This is a genomic window from Variovorax sp. MSC1_012, from assembly GCF_023667525.1.
GTDB classification, from domain to species: domain Bacteria; phylum Pseudomonadota; class Gammaproteobacteria; order Burkholderiales; family Burkholderiaceae_C; genus Variovorax; species Variovorax beijingensis_B.
The window spans coordinates 871,072-887,173 of record NZ_CM174443.1; the positions used below are offsets into that span (position 1 = coordinate 871,072).

Genomic DNA, 16,102 nt, shown 5'->3' on the forward strand with positions numbered 1-16,102 from the left:
TCGTGGAAAGCGGGAAGACTCTCCAGAGAGTACAGGCCGTGCCACTTTAAAACGAACGAAAACGAATCTTACTAAGGGAAAACTCGGAGGAAAATCGCGTCAAAAGGAATCCAAATGAAAAGACGCGAAAATACAATGGCGCCCTTCCGTGATCGAAGTCATGAACCAACGGGCCCATCTTCTGTGAGCGATTTCTCCTCCAATCCGCCTTCGCCGGCAACCGATTGCGACGTGCTGATCGTCGGCGGCGGCATCAACGGCTGCGGCATTGCGCGCGACCTGGCCGGCCGGGGCTGGCGCGTGGTGCTGTGCGAGAAGGACGATCTCGCCTCGCACACCTCGTCGTCCTCCACCAAGCTGATCCACGGCGGGCTGCGCTATCTGGAGTACTACGAGTTCTCGCTCGTGCGCAAGGCGCTGCAGGAGCGCGAGGTGCTGCTCAAGAGCGCGCCGCACATCATGTGGCCGCTGCGCTTCGTGATGCCGCACGACCCTTCGATGAGGCCGGCCTGGATGATCCGCATCGGCCTGTTCATGTACGACCATCTCGCCAGGCGCGAAGTGCTGCCGGGCTCGCGCAGCATCGATCTGCGCAGCCATGCGGCCGGCGCGCCGCTCAAGCCGCAGTTCAAGCGCGGCTTCGTCTATTCCGACGGCTGGGTCGACGATGCGCGGCTCGTGGTGCTCAACGCCATCGACGCCAGGGCGCGCGGCGCCGAGGTGCTCACGCGCACGCGCTGCGTGCATGCGCAGCGCGACGCCGATGGCTGGACGGCCACGCTCGAAGCCGCCGACGGCAGCATCCGTGTGGTGCGCGCGCGCGCCGTGGTCAATGCCGCGGGGCCGTGGGCGGAATCGTTCCTGCGTGGCGTGGCGCAGTCGGCCAAGGGCGAGCCGCTGGCCACGCGGCACCTGCGGCTGGTCAAGGGCAGCCACATCGTGGTGCCGCGCCTGTTCGAGCACGACCATGCCTACATCTTCCAGAACCCCGACAAGCGGATCATCTTCGCGATTCCCTACCAGGACGAGTTCACGCTGATCGGCACCACCGACATCGAGCTGAATGGCGACGATCCCGGCGCGGCGCGCATCGCCGAGGAAGAAATCGCCTACCTCTGCCTGCAGGCGAGCCGCTATTTCGACAAGCCGGTCAAGCCGGCCGACGTGGTCTGGACCTATTCGGGCGTGCGCCCGCTGCTCGACGACGCGTCGGGCGATCCGTCGGCCGTCACGCGCGACTACATGCTCGAGTCGAACACCACGGCGGCGCCGCTGCTGTCGGTGTGGGGCGGCAAGATCACCACCTTCCGCAAGCTGGCCGAGGACGCGGCCGACGAGGTCGGCAAGATGCTCGGACAGTCGAGTGCGCAGCGTCCGCCCTGGACCGATGGCGCCTTCCTGGCCGGCGGCGATCTTTCCGCATGGATCGGCGCCGCCACGCGGCCCGACGACGATTTCGAACGCTTCGTGGCCGCGGTGCAGGCGCGCCATGCATGGCTGGACGCGCCGCTCGCGCGCCGCCTGGCACGTGCCTACGGCGCACGCGTGGCCGAGCTGCTCGGCGATGCCCAGTCCATGGAAGACATGGGCGAAGCCGTGGCGCCGGGGCTTCACGAGCGCGAGCTGCGCTTTCTGCAAGAGAACGAATGGGCCGTGAGCGCCGACGACGTGCTCTGGCGCCGGTCGAAGCTCGGCCTGCGCTACACGGCCGACGAGCGCCGGCAGGTGGCCGCCTGGCTGCAGGCGCGCACCACCAACAACAGCTACATGATCAACGGGGAGCGCTGATGCAATTGACTCTGGAGCGCGTCACCAAGAAGGTCGGCGCGCAGACCTGGCTCTACGAGCAGAGCATCGCGCCCAGGAGCGGCGCGGTCACCGTGCTGCTGGGTGCCACGCAGGCCGGCAAGACCAGCCTGATGCGCCTGATGGCGGGGCTCGACACGCCCAGCACCGGCCGCGTGCTGGTCGACGACAAGGATGTGACCGGCATGCCGGTGCGCGAGCGCAACGTCGCCATGGTGTACCAGCAGTTCATCAACTATCCGTCGCTCACGGTGGCCGACAACATCGCCTCGCCGCTCAGGCTGCGCGGCGAGAAGAACGTCGAGGCGCGCGTGAAGGCGCTGGCCGACAAGCTGCACATCGGCATGTTCCTCGACCGCCTGCCGGCCGAGCTGTCGGGCGGGCAGCAGCAGCGCGTGGCGCTGGCGCGCGCACTGGCCAAGAACGCGCCGCTGATGCTGCTCGACGAACCGCTGGTGAATCTCGACTACAAGCTGCGCGAAGGCTTGCGCGAAGAGCTCACGCAGCTGTTCGCCACCGGTGATTCGACGGTCATCTACGCCACCACCGAACCCGGCGAGGCGCTGCTGCTGGGCGGCTACACGGCCGTGATGGACGAGGGCGAACTGCTGCAATACGGCCCGACCGCCGAGGTGTTCCATGCGCCGCAGTCGCTGCGCGTGGCGCGCGCCTTCAGCGATCCGCCGATGAACCTGCTGGCCGGCACCGCAACAGCCGGCCGAGTGCAGCTCGCGGGCGGCCCGTCGCTGGCACTGGCCGTGCCTGCAAGCGTCTCGGGCGCCGTCACCGTCGGCCTGCGCGCGAGCGCATTGAACGTGGACGCGGGGGAGGGCGACATCGCCTTGCCCGGCAAGGTGGAGCTGGCCGAGATCTCGGGCTCCGACACCTTCGTTCACGTCGAGACGGCGGTCGGCGAACTGGTGGCGCAGCTCACCGGCGTGCACCGCTTCGAGTTGGGCGCGCCGATCACGCTGTACTTCAGCGCTTCGCAAGCCTATGTGTTCGATGCCGGCGAAAAGCTGGCGCTCGCGCCGGCATGGCGCAAAGGAAGCTGACATGGCACGCATCGATCTCGACCTGGCCCACGCCTACCGTCCCAACCCGACGCAGGATAGCGACTATGCGCTGCTGCCGCTCAAGATGAGCTTCCGCGACGGCGGCGCGTACGCCTTGCTCGGCCCCTCGGGCTGCGGCAAGACGACCATGCTCAACATCATCTCGGGCCTCTTGGTGCCGTCGCAGGGCACGGTGACCTTCGACGGCCGCGACATGACGCGCGCCACGCCGCAGGAGCGCAACATCGCGCAGGTGTTCCAGTTCCCGGTGATTTACGACACCATGACGGTGGCCGAGAACCTCGCGTTTCCGCTGCGCAACCGCAAGGTGCCCGAAGACCAGATCAGGAAGCGCGTGGGCGAGATTGCCGAGATGCTCGACATGAGCGGCCAGCTGAACCAGCGCGCCTCGGGCCTTGCGGCCGACGCCAAGCAGAAGATCTCGCTCGGCCGCGGCCTGGTGCGCAGCGACGTCTCGGCCGTGCTGTTCGACGAGCCGCTGACGGTGATCGATCCGCACCTCAAGTGGCAGCTGCGCCGCAAGCTCAAGCAGATCCACCGCGAGCTCAAGCTCACGCTGATCTACGTCACGCACGACCAGGTCGAAGCGCTCACCTTCGCCGAAGAGGTGGTGGTGATGACGCGCGGCAAGGCCGTGCAGGTGGGCAGCGCCGAGGCGCTGTTCGAGCGGCCGGCGCACACCTTCGTCGGGCACTTCATCGGCTCGCCGGGCATGAACTTTCTTTCGGCGAAGAGCGCGAACGGCGCGCTCGAGGTGGCAGGCACGCCGCTCGTGCCGACGCGCGAACTGCCGCAGGGCACGCTCAAGATCGGCATCCGCCCCGAGTACCTGCGCCTGTCGAATGCGGGCGCGGCCGGCGCCGTGCCGGCCGTGGTGAAGCAGGTGCAGGACGTCGGCACGCACGCGATGCTGAGCGCCGAGGTCGACGGCGGCGTGGTCAAGGTGCGCCTGCACTCGGACGACCAGCCGCCGGCAGTGGGCGACACCGTGTGGCTGCGGGTGCTCGACACCCACACCTGCTACTACAAGGACGAGGAGCTGGTGGCATGAACACCCCGATCACAGGCAGCGTGGTGCCTTTGTCTTTCTCCCTCCCCTTTCGGGGGAGGGCCGGGGTGGGGGCAAGCGGCGCCTCCATCGGGCGCTCTGCCTGCCCCCATCCCAACCTTCCCCCGGAAGGGGGAGGAGCCAAGCCATGAACGCTACGAACAAGCCCATCAATCAAAAGGCCTGGTGGCTCGTGCTGCCGGTGCTGATCTGCGTGGCCTTCTCGGCCATCGTGCCGCTGATGACGGTGGTCAACTATTCGGTGCAGGACATCATCTCGCCAGACCGGCGCGTGTTCGTCGGCACCGAATGGTTCGCCTCGGTGATGCGCGACGACGAGCTGCACCAGGCGCTGTGGCGCCAGCTGGGCTTTTCGCTGTCGGTGCTGCTGGTGGAGATTCCGCTGGGCATCTGCCTGGCGCTGTCGATGCCGGCCAAGGGCTGGAAGTCTTCCGCGGTGCTTGTGGTGGTGGCGCTGTCACTGCTCATTCCCTGGAACGTGGTCGGCACCATCTGGCAGATCTACGGCCGTGCCGACATCGGCCTGCTGGGCCATGCGCTGCAGAAGCTGGGCATCGACTACAACTACACGGGCAGCGCGACGGACGCGTGGCTCACGGTGCTGGTGATGGACGTGTGGCACTGGACGCCGCTGGTGGCGCTGCTGTGCTTTGCCGGCCTGCGCTCGATTCCCGACGCCTACTACCAGGCCGCGCGCATCGACGGCGCGAGCAAGTTCGCGGTGTTCCGCTACATCCAGCTGCCGAAGATGCGCGGCGTGCTGATGATCGCGGTGCTGCTGCGCTTCATGGACAGCTTCATGATCTACACCGAGCCCTTCGTCCTCACGGGCGGCGGGCCGGGCAATGCCACCACCTTCCTGAGCCAGTACCTCACGCAGAAGGCCGTGGGGCAGTTCGACCTGGGGCCGGCGGCTGCTTTTTCGCTGATCTATTTCCTGATCATCCTGTTGTTCTGCTTCGTGCTCTACAACTGGATGCAGCGTGTGGGTACGCAGGAAGCGGAGGTGGAGAAATGAACAGCCATTTTTCGGGGCGCGCTCCCGCCGACGGGGTACCTTGCTCCGCGAATGTCCCCCGGCCTGCGGCCTCCTCCTTGATTTCGCTGCGCAAGGCACCCCATCGGCGTGATCGTCATGCGCAGCGGTCGTTGATCGGCCAGCACAACGACCGCGCTCATCGTGCGCAGGGCATCGGGTGCTCCCCGCAGCGAAATAAAGGAGGAGCCGAAGGCGGGGGACATTCGCGGAGGGGAGTACCCGGTGGCCTGTGCACCCGCCCTGAACAGAAGTACCCCGAACATGCGCGTTGGAGCCACTGACATGAACGAAAAGAGATTCCGCAAGCGCAGCATCTTCCTGGTGCTGTACATCCTGTTCGCGCTGCTGCCCATCTACTGGATGGTCAACATGAGCTTCAAGACGAACGAGGAAATCGTCTCGAGCTTCTCGTTCTTTCCGCACGAGCTCACCTGGGCCAACTACGCGCGCATCTTCACCGACGAGTCGTGGTACTCGGGCTACATCAACAGCCTGATCTACGTGGCCATCAACACCGTGATCTCGCTCACCGTGGCGCTGCCGGCGGCGTATGCGTTTTCGCGCTACTCGTTCCTGGGCGACAAGCATGTCTTCTTCTGGCTGCTGACCAACCGCATGACCCCGCCCGCGGTGTTCCTGCTGCCGTTCTTCCAGCTCTACAGCACCGTCGGCCTGATGGACACCCACTTGGGCGTGGCGCTCGCGCACCTGCTTTTCAACGTGCCGCTGGCGGTGTGGATCCTCGAAGGCTTCATGAGCGGCATTCCGCGCGAGATCGACGAGACGGCCTACATCGACGGCTATTCGTTCCCGCGCTTCTTCGTCAAGATTTTCCTGCCGCTCATCAAGGCCGGCGTGGGTGTGGCGGCGTTCTTCTGCTTCATGTTCAGCTGGGTCGAGCTGCTGCTCGCGCGGACGCTCACCAGCGTGAACGCCAAGCCCATCGTCGCGACGATGACGCGCACCGTGAGCGCCTCCGGCATGGACTGGGCCACGCTGGCCGCTGCCGGCGTGCTCACCATCGTGCCCGGCGCCATCGTGATCTGGTTCGTGCGCCACTACATCGCAAAAGGCTTTGCGATGGGCCGCGTCTAAGAGGAGGGAAAAACATGTTCGACTGGATGGTCTGGACCACCCCGGTGGCCGTTTTCTTCATCTGCATCGCGCTCATGCTGGTCGGCATGACGGTGTGGGAGTTCAAGTCGCCCACCACCATGCGGCGCGGCTGGCTGCCGATTGCCACCACGCGCGGCGACCGGCTCTTCATCGGGCTGCTGGCCGCGGCCTATGTGAACCTGGTCTTCATCGGCCTGGCCGGCAAGTTCCAGGAATGGCTGAGCCTGGAGGCCGAGCCCTCGATCTGGATCAGCTTCGTGCTGTCGATGTTTCTTCTGGCGCTGGTGATGCGCAAGGGCTAGGCCAGGGCCAACGATTTCTTTTTAGACGCGACCGGCTCTCCGCCTCCCCGGAGCCGCGATCGAAAAAACCGGGGAAGCTTTCAACCGAGGAGACACATTCATGAAGATGCGCTACACGGCATTGGCAATGGCAGCGGCGATGTTCGCCGCGCAGGGTGCATGGGCCGCAGAGCCCGAGGCCAAGAAATGGATCGACAGCGAGTTCCAGCCATCCACGCTCAGCAAGGACCAGCAGGCTGCCGAGATGAAATGGTTCATCGATGCGGCCAAGAAGCTGCAGGCGAAGGGCGTGAAGGAGATCTCGGTGGTGTCCGAAACCATCACCACGCATGAATACGAATCGAAGACGCTGGCCAAGGCCTTCGAGGAAATCACCGGCATCAAGGTGAAGCACGACCTGATCCAGGAAGGCGACGTGGTCGAGAAGCTGCAGACCTCGATGCAGTCGGGCAAGTCGATCTACGACGGATGGATTTCCGACTCCGACCTGATCGGCACGCACTACCGCTACGGCAAGATGATGAACCTGACCGACTACATGGCCGGTGCGGGCAAGGAGTTCACCAACCCGGGCCTGGACATCAAGGACTTCATCGGCACCAAGTTCACCACCGCGCCCGACGGCAAGCTCTACCAGCTGCCCGACCAGCAGTTTGCCAACCTCTACTGGTTCCGCGCCGACCTGTTCGACCGCAAGGACCTGAAGGACAAGTTCAAGGCCAAGTACGGCTACGACCTGGGCGTGCCGCTGAACTGGAGCGCCTACGAGGACATCGCCGAGTTTTTCAGCGTCGACGTGAAGACCATCGACGGCAAGCCGATCTACGGCCACATGGACTACGGCAAGAAGGACCCGTCGCTCGGCTGGCGCTTCACCGATGCATGGCTCTCGATGGCCGGCACCGCCGACATCGGCAACCCCAACGGCATGCCCATCGACGAGTGGGGCATCCGCGTGGCCGACGACAAGTGCACGCCGGTGGGTGCCTCCGTGGCACGCGGCGGCGCCACCAATTCGCCGGCCGCCGTGTACGCGCTCACCAAGTACATCGACTGGATGAAGAAATACGCGCCCAAGGAAGCCATGGGCATGACCTTCGGCGAATCCGGCCCGGTGCCGGCGCAGGGCCAGATCGCGCAGCAGATCTTCTGGTACACGGCCTTCACCGCCGACATGACCAAGAAGGGCCTGCCCGTGGTGAACGAGGACGGCACGCCCAAGTGGCGCATGGCGCCCGGCCCCAACGGCCCGTACTGGAAGCAGGGCATGCAGAACGGCTACCAGGACGTGGGTTCGTGGTCGTTCTTCAACGGCCATGACGCCAACAAGACGGCCGCCGCCTGGCTCTACGCCCAGTTCGTCACGTCCAAGAGCGTTTCGCTCAAGAAGACCATCGTGGGCCTGACCCCGATCCGCGAATCGGACATCCAGAGCAAGGCCATGACCGACATGGCGCCCAAGCTCGGCGGCCTGGTCGAGTTCTACCGCAGCCCGGCCCGCGTGGCATGGACGCCTACCGGCACCAACGTGCCCGACTATCCGAAGCTCGCGCAGCTCTGGTGGAAGAACGTGGCCGAGGCCGTGACGGGCGAGAAGACCCCGCAGAAGGCGATGGACAACCTGGCCGACGAGATGGACAACGTGATGGCCCGCCTGCAGCGCGCCGGCATGGCCCATTGCGCGCCCAAGCTCAATGCCAAGGGCGATCCGAACAAGTGGCTCAGCGACAAGAATGCCCCGTGGAAGAAGCTGGCCAACGAGAAGCCCAAGGGCGAGACCATCGAGTACAGCAAGATGCTGACAGCCTGGAAGGAAGGCAAGGCGCGCTGAGCGGCTGCTTCTTGCCGAACAGCGTCCGACGAAGGGCTGCGCCGAAGGGTGCGGCCCTTTTTTTCGTCCATTCGTGGGATCGACGCGACGGCATGACCAATGGCAGATGCGCCAGTGCGACGGTTGGCTTACATTCGACGGCCCCCGCCTCGCCCCAGCAAGTGAACTCAAGCATTTCCAGCCCCGCCGCGCGCACCAAGCGTGTCCTGGTGATCCACTATTCGCAGACCGGCCAGCTCGGCAGCGTCGCCGAGCAGATCGTCGCGCCGCTCAGGGCCGATCCGGGGATCTCCGTGCACGTCGAAACCCTGCGCCCCGAGGCGGATTTTCCGTTCCCGTGGCCGTTCCTGACCTTCTTCGACGCGTTCCCGGAGTCGGCCCACATGAAGCCGCCGCCGCTGGCGCCGCTCTCGCTCACGGGCGACGAGGATTTCGACCTCGTCATCCTGCCGTACCAGGTGTGGTTCCTGGCGCCGTCGCAGCCGGTCGTCGCCTTCCTGAAGCATCCGCTGGCGCAGCGCCTGCTCGAGGGCAAGCCGGTGGTCACGGTCATCGCCTGCCGCAACATGTGGCTGCTGGCCCACGAGAAGCTCAAGGGCCTGCTCGACGCGGCGGGCGCGCGCCTGATCGACAACGTGGTGTTCACCGATCCCGGCCCGACGCTGGCCACCTTCTTCACCACGCCGGCCTGGCTGATCTGGGGCCGCAAGCGCGGTTTCTGGGGCATGCCCGATGCCGGCCTGAGCGACGCACAGATCCGGGGCGCGGGCCGTTTCGGCCGGGCGCTGCGCGAGGCGCTGCATGGCGACCGGGAGCGCGGATCGCAGCCGCTGCTCGCAGGCCTGGGCGCGGTGCGGGCCGATGCGCGGCTTCTCATCAGCGAAAAGGCCGGCACGCGCAGCTTTTTCCTCTGGGGCAAGCTGATCATGGCGGCGGGCCGGCCCGGCGCCTGGCAGCGCAAGCCGCTGCTGCTGCTCTACGTGGTGTTCCTGCTCGTGCTGATTGTCACGGTCGTCCCGGTGAGCCTGAGCCTCCAGGCGCTGCTGCGGCCGCTGTTCAAGGGGTGGCTGACTAAAATGACAGCCAGCTTCGAACGCCCCTCGGGCTCGGCCACGGACCGTTTCCCCCTCTATGACGACTGAAGTCTTCCTGACCCGCACCGCCGCCTTCCTGCCCTTTTCCCCGGTCAGCAATGAAGACATCGAAGACGTCCTCGGCCGCATCGGCGGCAAGGCCTCGCGCGCGCGGCGGCTGATTCTCCGCAGCAACGGCATCCAGTCGCGCCACTACGCGATCGACCGGGCCACCGGCCGGCTCGCCATGAGCAATGCGCAGCTCACCGCCGAGGCCATCCGGGCGCTCGGCGACACCGGCCCGGTGGACTGCCTCGTCACCGGCACCTCGCTGCCCGACCAGTTGATGCCCAACCACGCGGTGATGGTGCATGGCGAGCTCGGCTGGCCGCGGCTCGAGGTGGTGGCTTGCGCGGGCATCTGCCTGGCGGGCACCACGGCGCTCAAGCACGCCTGGCTCTCGGTGCGCTCGGGCGATGCGCGGCGCGCGGTGGCCACCGGCTCGGAGCTGGCTTCGGCCGTGATGCGCGGCTCCCGCTTCGAAGCCGAGCTCGAACACAAGCTCGAAGCGCTCGAGGAGCGGCCCGAACTCGCCTTCGAGAAGGACTTCCTGCGCTGGATGCTTTCCGACGGCGCCGGCGCGGTGCTGCTCGAGCGCGAGCCGCGCGGCCCGCTGTCGCTGCGCGTGGAATGGATCGACCTGTCTTCCGCCGCGCACGAGCTGCCGGTGTGCATGTATGCGGGCGCCGACAAGAATGCCGCGGGCGGGCTCGACGGCTGGGCGCGCACCGACCCCGAAGACTGGCGGCGCGAGTCGACCTTCGCGGTCAAGCAGGACGTGCGCCTGCTCAACGAGAACATCGTGCGCGCCACGCTGGGCGAGCCGCTGGCAGCCATCGTGGAGAAGCGCGGCCTGAAGGCGGCGGACGTCGACTGGTTCCTGCCGCACCTGTCGTCCGGCTATTTCGTCGAGCCCGTGAGCCGCTGCCTCGAGTCGATGGGCTTTGCGATTCCGCGCGAGCGCTGGTTCAGCAACCTCGCGACCAAGGGCAACACCGGATCGGCGTCGCCCTACATCATGCTCGACGAACTGTTCCGCTCGGGCCGCATCGAGCCCGGCCACAAGCTGCTGATGTTCGTGCCCGAAAGCGGCCGCTTCTCGAGTGGCTTCATCTACATGGAGGCCGTGTGACATGAACCACGCCACAACTCGCCGGAAGGCCTGACATGGACCTCGATGCTGTTCCGCAGGAAGGCAACGCCACGCTCGACGGCCACGCCAAGCTCATGTACGCGCGCGACGCGCAGGGCCGCGTGGTCACCACCCGCTCGCGCGGCTGGGAGGCGGAGGAAATCGTCACCAGCCATGCGGTCGACGTGCTGGTCGAGCAGGCCCGCGACGCCAGGGAACGCGTGGCCCGCGGGCTCGCGTCGCCGCTCGAATACTGGATGTACGAGCGCCGCATGGACGTGGCGCTGCTCTCGCAGACCAGCGGCTTCTGGCAATGGCGCGTGCGGCGCCACCTGAAGCCGAAGCACTTCGCGGCGCTGCCCCAGAAGCACCTGGCGCGCTATTCCGAGGCGCTGGGGCTTCCCGTTTCCACCTTGCAGGGCCTGCCGTGAAATTCGAACACCAGCAAGCGGCGCATTGCGAAAGCGGCGTCATCTCGAACCTGATGCGCCACCACGGCGTGCCCATGACCGAGAGCATGGCGCTCGGCCTGTCGTCGGCGCTGTCCTTCGCCTACCTGCCTTTCATCAAGCTCTCGGGCCTGCCGCTCATCTCGTACCGCATGCCGCCCAAGGCCATCATCAAGGGCCTCCTGGCGCCGATGGCCGCGCGCTTTCGCTTCGAGACCTTCCGCAGCGCCGAGGCCGGCGCGCAGCGTCTCGATGCACTGCTTGCGGGCGGGCAGATCGTGGGGCTGCAGACCTCGGTCTACTGGCTGCCGTACTTTCCGCCCAACATGCGCTTCCACTTCAATGCGCACAACCTGCTGGTGTACGGCAAGGACGGCGACGACTACCTGATCAGCGACCCGGTGTTCGAAGAGCCGGTGCGCTGCGCCAGCGCCGATCTTTCGCGTGCGCGCTTCGCCAAGGGCGTGCTCGCGCCCAAGGGCCTCATGTACTACCCGCAGGCGATCGAGCGCAAGACGGTCGATGCGGCCTCGGTGACCAAGGCGATCCGCAAGACGGTGCGCACCATGCTTGCACCGGTTCCGATCGTCGGCGTGCGCGGCATGCGCACGCTGGCCAGGCGCATGCAGAAGCTGCCGCCGGGTGATCCGCGCAGCGTCGACTTCATCGGCCACGTGGTGCGCATGCAGGAAGAAATCGGCACGGGCGGCGCGGGTTTCCGCTTCATCTACGCGGGCTTCCTGCAGGAGGCGGCGCAACTGCTCGACAAGCCGCAGTTGCAGCAGATGTCCGAACGGCTCATCGCCATCGGCGACGGCTGGCGCGCCTTCGCGTTGAAAGCGGCGCGCATGGTGAAGGGGCGCGAGCCGGTCGATCCCGCGGCGCTGGCCGGCAAGCTGCGCGAGCAGGCGCAGCAGGAAGAGACATTCTTTCGCGACCTCAAGGCCGCTGTTGCCTGAATGGAGTCTTGTTTTTCCGTTCGTCGCGTGGAAGGACATTCAGGGCGCGCTCCCGCCGACGGGGTACGCGGCGAAGCGAATGTCCCCCGCCTTCGGCTCCTCCTTTATTTCGCTGCGCAAGGCACCCCATCGACGGGAGCGTTGGACAGAGCGGTCGTTGATCAGTTGTGCACGCGCCCCGAACAGCAGCGCTCCGAACAAGAACAACAGCGCTCAGCTGCACCCCAATGCTGGAACTGAAGAACCTCGGCTACCGCTATCCGCACGCCGACGCCGCCGCGCTGGTCGACGTCTCGCTCGCGGTGCCCCGAGGCTGCGTGATGGGCCTGCTCGGCCCCAACGGCGCGGGCAAGACCACGCTGATCTCGCACCTCTCGGGTGCGCTCGCGGTGCAGTCGGGCGAGATCCGCATCGACGGCCAGCCGCTGCAGCAGGTGCGCGCCAAGGCCCCCACGCGCATCGCGGTCGCGCCGCAGGACCAGGCCTTCTATCCGATGCTCACCGTGGCCGAGAACCTCGCATGCTTCGCCGCGGCGGGCGGCCTCGCCGGTGCGCGCAAGAAGGAGCGCATCGAGGCCTGCACGCGTTTTGCGCAGCTCGAACAGTTTGCCGGCGTGCGCGCCGAGCGGCTCTCGGGCGGCCTCAAGCGCCGCCTCAACCTGGCCATCGCGCTGCTGCCCGAGCCCGAGCTGATGCTGTTCGACGAGCCCACGGTGGGCGTCGATCCGCAGTCGCGCGCCTTCATCCTCGATGCCATCAAGAGCCTGGCGCAGCAGGGCGCGGCGGTGATCTACGCCTCGCACTACATGGAAGAGATCGAGGCCATCGCCGACCGCGTGGCCATCCTCGACCATGGCCGCGTGCTGCGCGAAGGCTCGCTCGAACAGCTGCTGTCGAAGAGCGCCATGCTGCTCACGCTGGCGGCCGACGGGCTCGACGCGCAGATGCTCTCGCGCTTCGGTACGGTGGAGCAGGGCGGCGTGCATTGGCGCATCCACCTGCGCGAAGGTACCGGGCCCGGTCCCGTGCTGCAGGCCCTGGAGGCCGAAGGCATCGAGGTGCGCCACGCCGAGTTCGGCCGCCACGATCTCGAGCAGCTCTTCATGGCGCTCACCCATCGCTCGCTGCGCGACTGAAGAACGCCATGCTCTTCGCGCTCATCAGGAAGGAACTGCTCGCACTCGTGCGCGACATGCACGGGCTGGCGGCGCTGTTCCTGATGCCGATGGTCTTCATCGTGCTGATGTCGCTCACGCTGAAGGACATCTACCGCCCGCCGCTGGCCGAACTGAGCTATGCGGTCGACCGGCGCGACACCGGGACGCCGGCGCAATGGCTGCAGCAGATCTGGCAGCGCAGCCACGGCGCACCCAAGGCGCTCGATGCCGACTGGCAGGCGCAGTTGAAGAGCGGCGCACTCAAGTACGTGATCGTGCTGGAGCCCGGCCTGTCAGAGGAACTCGAATCGGCCGCGCTGTCGACCCAGGCCCACATCCGGCTGCTGACGGAGCCGGGCATCGACGCCAACCTGTTCAACGCGCTGCGGGCCGAACTCGTCGGCGCGTCCGGCGAACTGAAGGCGCGCCTGGCGCTGGCGGTGCCCGGCACCTCGGGCCCGCCGCCGGGCGCATCGATCCAGGCGCTGGTGCAGGCCGAGCGCTATGCCACCGCCGGGCCGCGGCCCACTTCGGTGCAGCAGAACGTGCCGGCATGGCTGGTGTTCGGCATGTTCTTCGTGGTCGCTTCGCTCTCCAGCCTGTTCGTGCAGGAACGCGGCTCGGGCGCGCTGGGCCGGCTGCGCAGCCTGGGCGTGTCACGCGTCATGCTGCTGATGTCGAAGGCGCTGCCCTACCTGGGCGTGAACGCGCTGCAGGCCGTGCTGATGCTGGCCGCCGGCATCTGGCTGATGCCGCTGATCGGTGGCGACGCGCTTTCGCTCGCGGGCATCCATTGGGGCGCGCTGGTGCTGGCGCTGGCGGCCGTGAGCCTGGCCGCGGTGAGCCTGTCGCTGGCGCTCGCATGCGCGGTGCGCAGCCATGCGCAGGCTGCCACCATCGGGCCGATGGTCAATGTGCTGATGGCGGCGGCGGGCGGCATCATGGTGCCCAAGTTCGTGATGCCGGGCTTCATGCAGCGGCTGGTCGAGATCTCGCCGATGAACTGGGGGCTGGAGGCGCTGCTCACCGTGCTGCTGCGCGGCGGCGGCGTGGCCGACACGCTGCCGCAGGTCGGCCGGCTCGTGGTGTTTGCGGCAGCCATGTTCCTTCTGGCCGTCTTTCTGTTTCGCAGGCGCGCATCGTGACCCACTCCCATTCCGCTGAATTCATTGCCAGCCTGAAGGCCATGGTGCTCGAGGCCGTCGAAAAGGACGCGCCGCCGGGCGGCCTTGGCGACGACGAGCCGCTGTTCGGGCCGGAGGCCCGGCTCGACCTCGATTCGCTCGACGCGCTGCAGGTGTCGATGACGATCCAGCAGCGCTTTGGCGTGCGCATGCCCGACAGCAAGGAAACGCGCCGCGCGCTCACCTCCATCGTCCACCTGGCCGACCACCTGGTGCAAGCGGGCAAGGCATGAGCGCAGCGCCAGGGGTGCACCAATGAGCGCAGCGGGCGTGTACCTTGCCGGCATGGGCCTGGCCTGCACGCTGGGCAATGATCTTCCGTCCGCCGTGGCGGCCCTGGCGCGCGGCGGCGTGCGGCCCGTGCCGGTCGCCGTCTCGGATGGCGTGCAGTGGCCGGTGCACAGGCTGCCGCCGCAGGAGGGCGACTGGAAGCAGCGCCTGGAGCGCATCGTGCGCGGCGTGGCCGCACAGGCGTACGAAGGAACGACAGCAGCGCGGTCCGGCCCGCTCTTCGTCGCGTCGTCCTCGCTGGACATCGGCGGCATGGAACACGCGGTGCAGGACCTGCGGCTCGGCGGCGACCTGCAGGACTTTGCCGGCCTCGTGGCCGGTGCGCTCGACTGGCAGGGACCGGTCTTCACCATTTCCACGGCCTGCACCTCGGCGCTCAATGCGGTGCTCGCGGCTTGCGACCTGATCCGAAGCGGGCAGGCCGACGAGGCGCTGGTGATCGGCGCCGAGCTCGGCAACCGCTTCACGGTGGCCGGCTTCGGTGCGATGCAGCTGCTCTCGCCGGACGGCGCGCAGCCCTTCGGCGCCGGGCGCAACGGGCTGGTGCTCGGCGAGGCGGTGGCCGCATTGCGCCTTGGCTCGCGCGCGGCGCGCTGGCGCATTGCGGGCGGCGCCAACGTGGTCGACGGGCGCAATCCCTCGGGCACCGAAGCCAGCGCGGTGCTTGCGATGTGCCATCGAGCGCTGGCGCAGAGCGGGCTGCGGCCGCAGGACATCGGCCTGGTCAAGGTGCAGGCCGCGGGCAGCCCGGTCAACGATGCGATCGAGGCGCTGGCACTGAAGCAGGTCTTCGATCCGCTGCCGCCGCTGGTGTCGCTCAAGTCGGCGATCGGCCACACGCTGGGCGCCTCGGGGGCCGCCGAGCTGGCCTTGCTTGTTGCCTGCATCGAAGCTGGCGTGTGGCCGTCGGCCGGCTATGCCATCGACGATGAACTCGGCATTGCCCTGAGCATGCGGGTGCCTTCCGGTCTGCGCAACATCCTGCTCAACGTGGTCGGGTTCGGCGGCGGGCACACCTCGCTGGTGCTGGAGGATGGCCGATGACCGCCGGCTCTGCCCAGGCATGGCGCACCGTCGCCCATTTCGCGGCCGATCCGCTGCCTGCGGACTGGCGCGACCGGCTCGCACACCGGCTCGGCCGGCGGCCGCGGCGCGTCGGCCTCTGGACCGAACTGGCGATGTTCGGGGCCCGGCAGTGCCTCGATGCCGCGGGCGAGGCCGTCTTGCCCGCGGGCGCCCGCCTGCGCGTGTCGAGCCTGCGCGGCGCCTGGGGTGCGACGCATGCGGGCCTGGCGCAGCTGGACGCCGGCATGCTGATGCCGTTCACCTTCATGCAGGGCCAGCCCGCGCTGATGCTGGCGGAGGTGGGTCGCTGCCTCGAATGGCAGGGCGACGCGAGCTTCGCGCTCAGCCGCGATCCGCAGCAGCTGCTGGAACTCTCGAAGCTGGGCGCCGCAAGCGCCGGCTTGCTGGTCGGCGTGGTGGAAGAGGAGCGCAACGGCGAGAAGCCGCGCTCCGAATGGTGGCGGCTGGTGCCGGCCTGAAGCATTGCAGGGCC

16 protein-coding genes are annotated in these 16,102 nt (G+C 67.4%); all 16 read left to right on the forward strand.

Annotated elements, in window-relative coordinates; genetic code table 11:
- Positions 1-114 precede the first annotated feature (114 nt).
- The 16 genes from glpD (at position 115) to L1081_RS04105 (ending at position 16,088) form a co-directional block, all read left to right on the forward strand.
- Positions 115-1,788: a glycerol-3-phosphate dehydrogenase gene (gene glpD, locus L1081_RS04030; RefSeq protein WP_489415296.1), complete on the forward strand. Its 1,674-nt coding sequence runs from the start codon at positions 115-117 to the stop codon at positions 1,786-1,788.
- Positions 1,788-2,861, forward strand: a complete 1,074-nt coding sequence (locus tag L1081_RS04035) for an ATP-binding cassette domain-containing protein (protein WP_489415297.1) — start codon at positions 1,788-1,790, stop codon at positions 2,859-2,861. The genes glpD and L1081_RS04035 overlap by 1 nt, the downstream gene beginning before the upstream one ends.
- 1 nt (position 2,862) lies before the next feature.
- Entirely contained in the window at positions 2,863-3,933 is a 1,071-nt protein-coding gene (locus tag L1081_RS04040) for an ATP-binding cassette domain-containing protein (protein ID WP_489415298.1), read from the forward strand.
- 145 nt (positions 3,934-4,078) lie between these two features.
- Positions 4,079-4,969 (forward strand): carbohydrate ABC transporter permease, encoded by an 891-nt coding sequence (locus L1081_RS04045; protein ID WP_124961111.1) that lies wholly within the window; start codon positions 4,079-4,081, stop codon positions 4,967-4,969.
- Between the two features lie 303 nt (positions 4,970-5,272).
- Positions 5,273-6,085: a carbohydrate ABC transporter permease gene (locus L1081_RS04050; RefSeq protein ID WP_145747294.1), complete on the forward strand. Its 813-nt coding sequence runs from the start codon at positions 5,273-5,275 to the stop codon at positions 6,083-6,085.
- A gap of 14 nt (positions 6,086-6,099) precedes the next feature.
- Positions 6,100-6,408 carry a DUF2160 domain-containing protein gene (locus L1081_RS04055; protein ID WP_145747295.1) on the forward strand — a complete coding sequence of 103 codons (309 nt, stop codon included), beginning with the start codon at positions 6,100-6,102 and terminating at the stop codon, positions 6,406-6,408.
- A gap of 100 nt (positions 6,409-6,508) precedes the next feature.
- The gene (locus L1081_RS04060; RefSeq protein WP_489415299.1) at positions 6,509-8,239 is read left to right on the forward strand and encodes an ABC transporter substrate-binding protein; all 1,731 of its coding nucleotides are present in this window, start codon (positions 6,509-6,511) and stop codon (positions 8,237-8,239) included.
- A gap of 161 nt (positions 8,240-8,400) precedes the next feature.
- Positions 8,401-9,381, forward strand: a complete 981-nt coding sequence (locus tag L1081_RS04065; RefSeq protein ID WP_489415300.1) for a dialkylresorcinol condensing enzyme — start codon at positions 8,401-8,403, stop codon at positions 9,379-9,381.
- On the forward strand, positions 9,371-10,504 hold the full coding sequence (locus L1081_RS04070) for a StlD/DarB family beta-ketosynthase (protein WP_489415301.1): 1,134 nt from the start codon (positions 9,371-9,373) through the stop codon (positions 10,502-10,504). Before L1081_RS04065 ends, L1081_RS04070 begins: the two co-directional genes overlap by 11 nt.
- Before the next feature lie 35 nt (positions 10,505-10,539).
- Positions 10,540-10,935 carry a DarG family dialkylresorcinol biosynthesis protein gene (locus L1081_RS04075; protein WP_489415302.1) on the forward strand — a complete coding sequence of 132 codons (396 nt, stop codon included), beginning with the start codon at positions 10,540-10,542 and terminating at the stop codon, positions 10,933-10,935.
- Positions 10,932-11,912 (forward strand): BtrH-related acyltransferase DarH, encoded by a 981-nt coding sequence (gene darH / locus L1081_RS04080; RefSeq protein WP_489415303.1) that lies wholly within the window; start codon positions 10,932-10,934, stop codon positions 11,910-11,912. The genes L1081_RS04075 and darH overlap by 4 nt, the downstream gene beginning before the upstream one ends.
- 227 nt (positions 11,913-12,139) lie before the next feature.
- On the forward strand, positions 12,140-13,048 hold the full coding sequence (locus tag L1081_RS04085; protein WP_489415304.1) for an ATP-binding cassette domain-containing protein: 909 nt from the start codon (positions 12,140-12,142) through the stop codon (positions 13,046-13,048).
- An 8-nt stretch (positions 13,049-13,056) separates the two neighbouring features.
- Complete coding sequence (locus L1081_RS04090; RefSeq protein WP_489415305.1) at positions 13,057-14,214, forward strand: ABC transporter permease; 1,158 nt, start codon at positions 13,057-13,059, stop codon at positions 14,212-14,214.
- Positions 14,208-14,486: an ApeE family acyl carrier protein gene (gene apeE, locus L1081_RS04095; protein WP_489416858.1), complete on the forward strand. Its 279-nt coding sequence runs from the start codon at positions 14,208-14,210 to the stop codon at positions 14,484-14,486. The genes L1081_RS04090 and apeE overlap by 7 nt, the downstream gene beginning before the upstream one ends.
- A 22-nt stretch (positions 14,487-14,508) precedes the next feature.
- On the forward strand, positions 14,509-15,588 hold the full coding sequence (locus L1081_RS04100) for a beta-ketoacyl synthase N-terminal-like domain-containing protein (protein WP_489415306.1): 1,080 nt from the start codon (positions 14,509-14,511) through the stop codon (positions 15,586-15,588).
- The gene (locus L1081_RS04105; RefSeq protein ID WP_489415307.1) at positions 15,585-16,088 is read left to right on the forward strand and encodes a hypothetical protein; all 504 of its coding nucleotides are present in this window, start codon (positions 15,585-15,587) and stop codon (positions 16,086-16,088) included. Before L1081_RS04100 ends, L1081_RS04105 begins: the two co-directional genes overlap by 4 nt.
- Positions 16,089-16,102: the final 14 nt, after the last annotated feature.